General features: G+C 65.8%; 6 protein-coding genes. All 6 read left to right on the forward strand.

Annotated features, from left to right (window positions below; genetic code table 11):
* Nucleotides 1–226 precede the first annotated feature (226 nt).
* The 6 genes from M4I32_RS00005 to M4I32_RS00030 all read left to right on the forward strand — a co-directional run bounded on the left by M4I32_RS00005 (nucleotide 227) and on the right by M4I32_RS00030 (nucleotide 11,240).
* Entirely contained in the window at nucleotides 227–931 is a 705-nt protein-coding gene (locus M4I32_RS00005; protein ID WP_319032435.1) for a DUF6994 family protein, read from the forward strand.
* Nucleotides 932–1,083: 152 nt separating this feature from the next.
* A complete protein-coding gene (locus M4I32_RS00010; RefSeq protein WP_319032436.1) occupies nucleotides 1,084–1,689 on the forward strand; it encodes a nucleotidyltransferase domain-containing protein in 606 nt (201 codons plus the stop codon).
* 29 nt (nucleotides 1,690–1,718) lie between these two features.
* Nucleotides 1,719–2,096 carry a hypothetical protein gene (locus M4I32_RS00015; RefSeq protein WP_319032437.1) on the forward strand — a complete coding sequence of 126 codons (378 nt, stop codon included), beginning with the start codon at nucleotides 1,719–1,721 and terminating at the stop codon, nucleotides 2,094–2,096.
* A gap of 60 nt (nucleotides 2,097–2,156) precedes the next feature.
* Entirely contained in the window at nucleotides 2,157–2,288 is a 132-nt protein-coding gene (locus M4I32_RS00020) for a hypothetical protein (protein ID WP_319032438.1), read from the forward strand.
* Between the two features lie 87 nt (nucleotides 2,289–2,375).
* Nucleotides 2,376–8,966, forward strand: a complete 6,591-nt coding sequence (locus M4I32_RS00025; RefSeq protein WP_319032439.1) for a DUF4011 domain-containing protein — start codon at nucleotides 2,376–2,378, stop codon at nucleotides 8,964–8,966.
* Between the two features lie 207 nt (nucleotides 8,967–9,173).
* A complete protein-coding gene (locus tag M4I32_RS00030) occupies nucleotides 9,174–11,240 on the forward strand; it encodes a DUF262 domain-containing protein (protein ID WP_319032440.1) in 2,067 nt (688 codons plus the stop codon).
* Nucleotides 11,241–11,314: the final 74 nt, after the last annotated feature.

An 11,314-nucleotide genomic window follows, 5' to 3' on the forward strand; every position in this document is an offset into this window, starting at 1 on the left:
TCGATCTCATCCGCTCGCACGCCGCGACGTTAACAGCTCCCACGACCATTAACAAGAACCTAACCAAGTACTACTAGGTGCCCGACGGCACAGATTCGTGGTCATTGCGCGTGATCGTCATCGTCTCCCGGTCCCGCGCGGCCCGCCAGTTCAGTGCTTCGACGAAGCCGGATCTTAATAGGACCCGCGTGTCGGACGGTTGCTCTAGCCTTCCCTCATGCCGTCAATGACGATCGACACCACCATCAACTTCGCCGCTGATGCCGGCGGCAAGGACCCGGACTCGTACAGCCCGACGTTGTACAAGTACCACGCAATGCTCTGGAGCAAGCCGTTGCCGAACGGGACGCCGTTTCAGCTGACGATCGAGCGACAAGGCCGGGTCCACCGTCTCAGGCACGAATCCGATGCCGGCACCTTCACGCTCTCGAGTGACACCCTGGCGAACTCCAGCCGCGGTCCTCGACGAGCGTTCTACGAGCAGATGCCGCCGGGCGTCAATGAGAGGTGGCATGTCGACGGCGGGACGATCGGTGGGCGGCTTGTATTTCCGGCGAATCGAGTCGATGGTCAGCAGACGTTCAATCAGGCTCGGGGGTGGAGCCCCGCTATCAAGGACCGGTTCGATCTCACGCTGGAGAGCATTCGTCGCCACTACGACGGTGGCGAGAGCCCGCTCAGCGAGGTGCTCTCGCGCTACGATGACTTCTTCGGTCTGTTCGAGAGCTTCCGTGGCTACGCAGAGTTCTTTCTTCTCCAAGACCTCGTGGCTGCTGACACTGACGAAGTCCGGTTCTATCTGCCTTTCGACGAGTTCGGCGGCTCGCCGCTGCCGGCAACCTACGAGGAGTACGTCACGTTCCGTGACAGACAGCTCGAGTTCGTCGGCGCGAGAAATGAGCGCATACTCGATGCTCTAGCCGACCTGTGAACGCCCCTCCGTCGGAGTCGTCATTGATGCAGAGCTTGCCGCGAACCAGGGGTAGGTGTGCGTGACGTGAAGCTTCGGCCACAGGTGTTCCAATATCGTGACAATCGTGCCAAGATCGTCACATGAATCTAAGTGAGCCGTTGGAAGGCCTCATGTCTGCCGTCGAGGCAGCCGTGTTGCGGGTTCTCGCGCGCAGCGACGCGGGATTCTCTGGACGGCAAGTCCACGCGCTGGCGGGAACCGGTTCCACGTCGAGCGTCCATCGAGCGCTCGCGGGGTTCGTTCACGTCGGACTGGTCACCTCAGAAGCGCGGCCGCCGGCGATCATCTACCGGGCCAACCGCGAGCACGTACTGTGGCCGTCAGTGGAGATGGGACTGACCGCTCGATCGCGGGTTTTCGAGAGCATCCGGGGCTTCCTCGACGAGATTGCGCCCCGTGAGGTAACGGAGTCGTCGCGCCTCACCGTCCTCATCTACGGCTCTGTTGCGCGGCGTGACTCCAGCCTCGACTCCGATATCGACCTGCTCTTGGTCTATCCCGACGGCGTCGACTCCGACGTGCGCGCCGACCTCGGTTACCGGCTGGCGGAGTATGTCGCGCACATCACCGGCAACGAGACTCAGGTGTTCTCGCTCGAACGCGCGGAATTCGACCAGCGTCTCGCGGAGCAGGATGCGTTCCTCGGCGGTGTCGTGACAGACGGTATCCATATCTACGGTCCAACGCTGGCGGCCCTATCGAGCAACGCCGCATGACTCCGCGCATCAGTCCGAGGCGCCAGTCCATGGATGCCGCCGCCGTGCGCATTCGGCTGAAAGATGCAGTGACTCGGCTCGCGTCGGCAGACCTGCAACTCAGCGGATCCAGCCCGCACGAGTGGAAGCACGCCGCCGAGATCGCAGTCAGTGCGGGAATCGCCGCAAGCGACGCGGTGTGCGGGCACGTGCTCGGCTACAAGGTCGCGTCCGAGTCCCACAGCAATGCCGTAGCGGCGCTACGTCAGGCGTCGAGTGCATCGAGCGCAAAGCACCTCGACACACTTCTGGCCGCGAAGTCGGCACAGTCGTACGGCGATCGACTGCCGACGCACGCGGACGCTTCCCGACTCGTTCTACATGCCTGGCGGCTGCTCGATGCTGCCGAGACCATCGTCAGCACGTGACCGAGGCTCGCAGGGAGCCCGATCGGCGATTATCCGGACATCGTCGCGTACGCCGCGTACGTGCGCCACGACGAGGAATCGGTGGGCGGTGACTACCTGTACTTCTTCGACGGCTACGAGGGGCCCGACGGGCAGCGCCTCGCGCACGAGTCGGAGCCCGTGGAGCTCGATGTTGCGCGCAAGCGGGCGTGAGCGCCCATCGTCTATGCTCCCGAATGGGCCTGCCCGGCTGACTGCGGGCCGAGGGGGTACTGCGCGGCCGGGTCGGGGAGGAGGACCATGACCGTGGACACCCGTGCACTCGTCGGCGACACCATCGACGATGTGGCCGAGGGATTGCGCCCGTTCGTCGATCGCGTTTTCGTCGAGGTGCTCCCGCCGGGGATCACCTGGGTGCAGGTCATCGCACGAAAAGACGAGGAAGCAGGGCGGCCGACCGCTCATCATCATGTCAATGACGTCGGCCTGATGCTGCGCGTGATGTCCGAGAAGCTGGGCAACCTCGGCTTTCCGTTCACCTCACATCTCTCGCGCCAGGCCCGCAACTGGGTGAGCGAGATGCGCGATGTCCGAAACCGTCACGCGCATCAGGTCGCGTTCAGCCCGGCGGAAGCGTATCGCGCGCTCGACTCCGCCGAGCTTCTGCTCCGTGAGATCGGTGCGACCGAAGAAGCTGCGTCTATCGCGGAGCGGAAGCCCGCCATCCTGGCCGCTCTCGCCGGCGGCACCACCCGGCCGCTCCCCACCCCGCCGCCGGCCCCGGCCACGCCGCAACTGCTCGCCGCAGACGCGCCCACGGCGGATGCCCCGCCGACGCGCCGAAGCATGCGTACCCGACGCGACGATGAGCGGCGGTCGGATGTCGGAGAGCCCCAAGCCCCTTCGCCGGCTGCACCGCCGCCCTCACCTGCACCTGCCGGCAGCGCAAGCCTGCGCCTCGACGCGGTCTCCGAGCTCAGCTACGCCATGTCGCACGCCGGGATCACGGTCGTCCAAGAGGTCGGCATTTCGTATCAGGGTCTTGAGCTGCGGGCGGCCTCACTCGAGATCGAAGCGACATGCGCCGCGGGTTCGCTCGGTGACCCGAAAGTGATCATCCTCGACCTGGCCCCCTCGGGAACGACGATCATCCGGTTGCCGGATCTCGCTCTCGACCCGGCCAAGATGTTGCAGGTCGACACCTTTCAGCGCGGCTCCATCGACGTGACACTCCGCGACCCGGACGGCGTTGTCCTCGCGCGTCACCCCCACCCGGTGACTGTCCTGGCGGCCAACCAGTGGATTGTGACGGGCCTCCACTTCGCGCTCGAATTGCTGGCCTGCTTCGTGCAGCCGCAGGCACTCGCGCTCGCCCCGGTGCTCCGCGAAGCATCCGATCGATTGGGGCGCTCCACTCGTAGCTCCGCGCTCGACGGCTACCAGTCGGGCGAACCCGAGCGGGTCGATGCCATCGTCGAGGCGATCTGGGACAGCGTCCGCTCCCGCGATATTCGCTATGCGGAGCCGCCCGCGAGCTGGGGTTTGGAAGGGCAGAAGGTCCGCACACCTCAAGAGGTGCTCGAGGGGCGCCTGGGTACCTGCCTCGATACGACGCTCACGCTGGCGGCGCTCCTCGAAGAAGCCGGCATCAACCCCATCATGTGGCTGACCGACGGTCACATCTTCCTGGGGTACTGGCGTGAGGAGCGCACGCTCGGCGTGCCTGCCACCACCGACATCGAAGAAGTGGTTAACCACGTGGAGTTGGGGCGCATCGGCCTCGTCGAGACGACGATGGTCACCGGCGGTGCCACCTCGTCGGATTTCGTCGCGGCTCGTCAGGCGCCCCGCGCCTACTTGTCTACGCGCCGACATGAGGTGCTGGGGATCACCGACATTCGTGGCGCCCGCCAGAACGGCATTTTTCCGCTGCCGAGTCGGAGCGTCTCGCCCGAGGGTGAGGTCACGGTCGTCGAGTACCACCCGGGGGCACGTGAGGCCCCGGCCCCGTACGTTCCCGAGGTCGGCGTGCAGACGGCCGACGGGCGACCGCAGCCGCCGGCCCGCGTGACCCAGTGGAAGAACGCCCTGCTCGACCTGAGTCTGCGCAACCGGCTCATCAACTTCACCGACCGCGCGGGCCACTCCCTCGCAGTACCCGAGGGTGCGTTGCCGCGCCTCGAGGACATGATCAACGGGGGGACGGCGGTGACGCTGCTCGCCTCCGACGCCGTGCCGCAGATCGCCAGAGAACGCGGCCTCCGGTTCGGTCGCGACCTCGCGCCCGCCGATCGCGAGATGCTGCTCGCCGAGAACCGCCAGGTCTACACATCGGACATCACCCAGGCGAGCTACACGACCCGCCTGCGCGCGCTCGCATCCAAAGCCAGAACAGTGGAAGAGGAGACGGGAGCCAACAACCTCTATCTCGCGTTCGGAACGCTGCGCTGGAGTTTCAACGACAAAGACCTGCGTTCCCCGCTGATCCTGGTCCCGGTCACGCTCGAGAGCGTGTCGCGGGGGCAGTCCTTCAAGCTCACGATCGATGAGGCCAGCGCGTCGACGCCGAACTATTGCCTGCTCGAGAAGCTGCGGGTCAGCTTCGGCATCGAGATCCCCGGACTCGAGAACCCCGAGCAGGATGCCGCGGGCATCGACCTCGCGAAAGCGTTCGACGCTGTGCGGCAGGCGATGATCGATGCCAAGCGCCCGTTCACCGTGGATGAAACCGTGCACCTGGGCATCCTGCAGTTCGCGAAGTTCCGGTTGTGGAAGGACCTCGACGAGAACTGGGAACAACTCGCGAGCAATCAGCTCGTCACGCACTTGATCCATCACCCGAACGAGGCGTTCGCCGACGACGCTCCAGCGCCGGATGACGTCGACCTCGACACACTCGCGACACAGGTGCCGGTGTCTGCGGACTCGTCGCAGCTCGAGGCCGTCGCCGAAGCTGTCGCGGGACGCACCTTCGTGCTCGAGGGCCCTCCTGGAACAGGGAAATCCCAGACGATCACGAACCTGCTGGCGCATTCGCTGTCGGAGGGCAAACGCGTGCTGTTCGTGGCCGAGAAGCGTGCTGCGCTCGACGTGGTGAAAGACCGCCTCGACGCCGTCGGCCTCGGCCCCTTCTCACTCGACCTGCACGACAAGGGCGCGCGCCCCAACGCGGTCCGCGAGCAGCTGAGGAAGGCACTCGACGCGGGAGCGCGCCCCGACCGGGCGGCGCTCACGGCGCAGCTTGAAGGCGCCGAGGCCAGTCGCGGCGCTCTGTGGCGCTATGCACAGCGGGTGCATGAGCCCAATACCGCCGGACTGTCGCTCTACTCGGCACGGTCGCAGCTGCTCGCCGCCGAGCAGACCGTCACACCGCTGGAGGTACCCGCGGAGCTGGTCGCGACCGCGCCGCAGTCCGTGTTCGACCAGCTCCGCCAGATCCTTCGCACCCTCCCTGAGGTCAGCGACCTCGCACGGCCCGGACCCCAGCATCCGTGGGCGTTCATCGATGTCGGCGACGGCATCTCGTTCGACAGCGCTGCTGTGCACGAGGCGGCGCGCGCGTTCGACTCGGCGATCGGCGAGGCGAAGTCGGCGGGCGCGCCGCAGGGCATGCTCGCTCGCGTTGTCGCTCCCGAACAGTTGGATGTCTGGGCCGGCGTCATGCGTGCGCCGCGCTATCCCTTCGACGCCATTGATGATGCCGCGACGGTGTCGCGGGCGACCGAGATCGATCGCCTGAGCCGTGACGTGCAAGCCCTCGTCGGCGAACCGCCGGCGTGGCTCGAACAGGTGGATGCGAGTGTGCTCGCTCGGGATGTCGTCGACATCCACGCGGCCGCGGTGGCCGCCGATGAATCATCGTGGTTCGGGCGCAAGAAGCGTCGCCGTGCTGTACTCGAGCGCTTCGCTGCGGACGTGCGTGGCGAGGCGGCGAGCGTCCCGCTGCGCGACCTGTCGAGCCTGACCGGCGCGATCGCTGACACGGCCCAACGGGTGGAGGCGCTGGCCGACCACCTGCAGCGGTTGCCGCAGCCGCTGGCGGAGGGCGGGTGGAATCCGTTCCTGCCCGGCCAGATCGAATCCGTCCTCACACCACTGACCTGGCTCGCCTGGCTCGCTGGGGCGCTCGCGACGGAGGACTCATCCGCGGGCGATCTGCGTTCCGAGATCCGCGACCATTACCGCAACGCTCCTTCCGACGCAGCGCTTGCCGAGAAGCTCACCACGCTCGCCGAGGCGTGGCGCGTTTTCGCAACTGCTGCGGCAACCGGCGATCCGGGTGCATCGGGCGACCGCCTCGCCGCATGGGCGGGCGACGGAGGAATCATCCCCGCATGGGAACGGACCGCTGCCGCGCGCAATCTCGGCACGACCGAGCCCGTCACCCTCGCCCGGTGGCTGGACCTCGTCCGACATGTCGAGCCGTTGCGGCAGCACGGCATGCACGAAGCGCGCGCGGGAGTGCTCGAGGGGCGGGTGCGTGCCGAAGAAGCTTCCCTGGCGTTCGGCAAGGGTGTGGCCGCCGCATCCATCCGCGAGCGGGAGGACGCGACCGCGCTCGGCGACTTCGACCCGCGAGTGCACAACCGCACCATCGAGCGCTTCACCGCGAGTTCGGCGGCGATCCGCGGCGAGCTGCCGCGGGCGATCCCGTCCGACATCCTGGGGCGGCGTGCGTTCGACCCAAACTACGACGGCGGCGACATGGGCGCGCTCAAGCGACAGCTCGGCCGGCAGCGGGGTGGGGACAGCGTGCGAGCGCTGATGGAGAAGTACGGTGACCTGATCACCCAGATCACTCCGTGCATGCTGATGAGTCCGGAGTCCGTCGCGCGGTTCTTTCCCGCTCGGGCGGGGATGTTCGACGTCGTCGTCTTCGACGAGGCGTCGCAGATCCGCGTCGCCGACGCGATCGGCGCGATGGGCCGTGCCGCATCGGTCGTGGTGGTGGGGGACTCGAAGCAGATGCCACCCAGCACGTTCGCCGAGGTGAGCGCCGACGCCGAAGACGACACGGATGCCGGCGCCGTGGCCGATGAGGAGTCGATCCTCACCGAGTGCACCCAGGCGCGGGTGCCGAGCAAGTGGCTGTCGTGGCACTATCGCAGCCAGGACGAGGCGCTGATCGCGTTCAGCAATCACCAGTATTACGAGAGCCGACTGTCGTCGTTCCCCGCGCCACTGCGGGCCATCACCGCGACGAACGGTGGCCATGGGCCCGCAAGTCCTGCCGCCCAGCCAGGCTCGGTGGCGGCCGACTACGGCCTTTCGCTCGTGCGCGTCGAGGGGCAGTTCGCCCGGAGCGGTAGCCGGGGTGTGCTCCGCACGAATCTCGTCGAGGCGCAGGCGATCGTCGACGAGGTGACGCGTCGGTTCGCGCTGGCCGGCGAGAGGACGCCGTCGCTGGGAATCATCACCTTCAACGTGCAGCAGCGCAATCTGATCGAGAACATGTTGCGTGACGCACCCGACGAGCGCATCGGCCGCGCCATGGACGAGCGTGACGGGTTGTTCGTGAAGAACCTCGAGAGTGTGCAGGGGGATGAGCGCGACACGATCCTCTTCTCCGTCGCCTTCAGCAAGAATGAGCGTGGGGTGCTGCCGCTGAACTTCGGCCCGCTCTCGCGAGCCGGTGGCGAGCGTCGGCTCAACGTCGCCATCACGCGCGCGCGGCGCCAGGTCGTGCTCTACTCGAGCTTCGATCCCGCCGACCTGCGTGCCGAACAGACGTCGTCGCGCGGAATCAAGGATCTGAAGGCGTACCTCGAGCTCGCCCAGCGGGGCGTCGAGTCGACGGACGACTCACAGCACCGCGAGCCGATCGTCGACCGTCATCGCGACGAGATCGCGGCAGAACTGCGCTATCGGGGTCTGGCCGTGAAGACCGACGTCGGGTTGTCCGACTTCCGTGTTGACCTTTCCCTCGCTAGGGGGGACGACCCCGATCAGCCTCTGGTGGCGGTGCTGCTCGATGGCGAAGGCTGGCGTGCGCGCCGGACGGTGGCCGATCGCGACGGGCTGCCGGTGGAGGTGCTCGGAGCGCTGATGCGGTGGCCCGGCGTCGAGCGTGTGTGGTTGCCGGAGTGGCTGCAGGATCGCGAGGCGACCCTCGAGCGACTGACGTCGGCGGTGGATGCTGCGGCCGAAGCCGTGGTGGCGATCGACGAGCGAGGCGACCCGGTCGAGGAGATGTCCGTTGATCAAGCGGAAGAGACGCCGTCGCCCATCGGCGGCTCAGGTGGCGCGGTCGACGCCCCGTCTGGCCTTCTGCGAGCGGCGGCGGCCCCGGAATCCGTCGCTCCCGCCCCCGACCGCGGCATCCGTCATGCGAACCTGCGGATTTTCGAAGCGTGGCGACCGGGGTTTCTCAGCGGGGTCGACGTGCTCGATGCGCTGCCCGCTCCGTGGGCGGCGCAGAAGGTGCGCGAAGCGCTGATCAGTGCGGTCGCGTACGAGGGCCCGATCGCGAAGGTGCGGTTGGCGAAGCTCGTCGCGGAAGGCTTCGGGCTTTCGCGCGTGGCCGCCGCACGTGCCTCGGCGATTCTTCAGCAGCTTCCGCCGGAGCACTCGAAAGGCGACGACCCGGCGTTCGCGTGGCCGACGCGGTTCGAGCCCGAGACGTGGCGGATCGTGCGTACGAGCGAACCTGGCGACGGACGAGTGCTCGACCACGTCGCGCTCGAAGAGATCGCGAATGCGATGGCCGTCGTCGCGCAGCTCGGCGGCGGGATGCAGGACGAGGAGCTCAAACGTGAGGCGCTCGCACTCTTCGGCGGTAAGCGCGTGACCGAACAGATCTCGGCGCGCCTGGAACGTGCGCTTGAACTGGGGGTGGCGACGGGACGCCTCGAACGCTCGGCATCGGGGGCCGTGGTCGCGGTGGTGCAATGAGTAGTTGCGGTCAACATGCGTGCTTGTGTACACGCGAACGGCCCGGCGGCGGACCAGTCGAATGTCGCCGGTCCCGATACCGTGGAAGCGAACCCGCAGAAAGTGACGCGCCGTGCGAGCAGGAGATGAACCTATGACCTTAAGATCTGGAGACGGGCGGCGCATCCGGCCGCACCACCTTAGTTGCGCGTGCGCGGGAGCAACGCAGTGAAGGCTGTCGATGCGAACCTCCTACAGTTGCTCAAGAAGAGCGAGCGGTTCGTGGTGCCCATTTACCAGCGCGTTTACTCGTGGGGTGAGGCCGAGTGCGCGCAGCTGTGGAACGACCTCGTCCGTGCAGGTGTTCGTACGCATCTGAACAACCACTTCACCGGCTCAATCGTCTACATCGAGCGTGACCAAGGAACGACAACTTCGCGCGAGCCGGATCTGATCATCGACGGCCAGCAACGAGTGACCACGGTGACCCTGCTGTTGGCAGCACTCGCCGCTCGACTTGAGGAACTCCCTGAGCAGGACCGCGAGCCGGTGCCGGGGTTCGCCCCGCAGAAGATCCGTGGTCTGTACTTGACGAATCAGTACGAGTCCGGCGATGACTACTTCAAACTTCTGTTGACGCAGCGTGACAAGGACGCGCTGAAGGCTGTCGTACGCAACGCGCCACTTCCGGACACCGCGTCGCGCGTTGTCTTCAACTACGACTACTTCCTCCGGAAGCTTCGTGAGCCGGGCGTCGATCTCGTCGCCGTCTGCCTTGGCCTCGACAAGCTTGTTGTCGTGGACGTCAAGCTCACGCGTGGGATGGACGACCCGCAGCTCGTCTTCGAGTCGATGAACGCTACCGGCAAGAAGCTCTCGCAGGCTGACCTGATTCGCAACTTTGTTTTGATGGATCTGCCGCCGACCCGCCAGGAGCGCCTGTATGAGGATTACTGGTTCCCGATGGAACGGGAGTTCCAGGGTTCGAACGAAAAGCGTTTCGACGAGTTCGTGCGTCACTATCTGACGATGAAGAGCAATACGAATGCCATTCCGCGTATCGACGAGATCTACGATGCGTTCAAGGCGTACGCCTTCCGCCAGGAAGCCGATGGCGTAGCCCGTGAGGAACTCGTCGTCGATCTCAGTAGGCACGCTTCCTGGTTCGCAGCGATGGCGCTCGGCACCGAAACCGACCCACGGCTTGCACGTCGGTTCGCTGAGATCGATCTGCTCGCGACCGTGGTCTATCCATTTCAACTGCATTTGTACGGCGACTACGTGGCAGGTCGTCTGCCGACGCAGGCTTTCGCTCAGATCCTTGACGTCGTCATCTCGTACGTATTCCGTCGTGCGGTGTGTCGAATCCCGACGAACAGCCTGAACAAGACATTCGCGACGCTCGCCTCGGCGATTGATCCCGACAACTACGTCGAGGGTATTTGCGCTCGCCTCCTGACACTCCCTGACTACCGCCGGTTTCCAACGGACGAGGAGTTCGAGGAATCGCTCAAGACGACGGACATGTACAGCATCAAGCGTCGGGCCTACTTCTTCCGCAAGATGGAGAATTACGGGCGGAAGGAAGAGGTCTCCATAGCGGACTACACGATCGAGCACATCATGCCGCAGAACGCCAATACTGCCTGGCAGACGGCGCTTGGCGATGACTGGCAGGTGATCCACGATCGATACCTGCATGCGCTCGGCAACCTGACGCTGACCGGCTACAACCCTGAGTACTCCGACCGACCGTTCCTGGAGAAGCGAGACATGGCGGGCGGCTTTAAAGATAGTCCATTGCGCCTCAACCAGGGCATCGGGCAGCTCGACAGGTGGGGAGCTGCGGAGATCGAGCAACGGGCGAGCTCGCTCGCGGTGCAAGCAGCCCGCATCTGGCCGCGTCCGGTCTTTGACGAAATGGACCTCGCCTATTACCAGCGTCGGTTCAGTGATTCACGCCGCTTCGACTGGTCGTTGGCGCACGCGATCCTCGAGGTAATGCCGGACGGAAAATGGACGAACTACGACAACCTCGCCGAAGCGGTAGGGACAAGCGCGCAGCCGATGGCGAACCACCTCGCCAGCTGCACGGACTGCTCGCACGCCTACCGAGTGCTGACGTACAACGGCACGATCGCCGATAACTTTCGCTGGATTGATCCCGGTAACGACCGGGACCCGGTGGCAGCGTTGCAGGCTGACGGCATTCGTTTCTCTGACGGTCGTGCCGATCCGGAGCAGAGGCTCGACGCCGAAGAGCTGCTCGAACTGGTCGAGGAACCTGCGCTTTGAGCCGCCAACATACAGACTTCGACAAGAACTACCGTGCGCATGAGCTGCAGCGCTGCCTCTCCGACGTCCACCTT

This window comes from Microbacterium sp. LRZ72 (genome assembly GCF_033792225.1).
Taxonomy (GTDB): domain Bacteria; phylum Actinomycetota; class Actinomycetes; order Actinomycetales; family Microbacteriaceae; genus Microbacterium.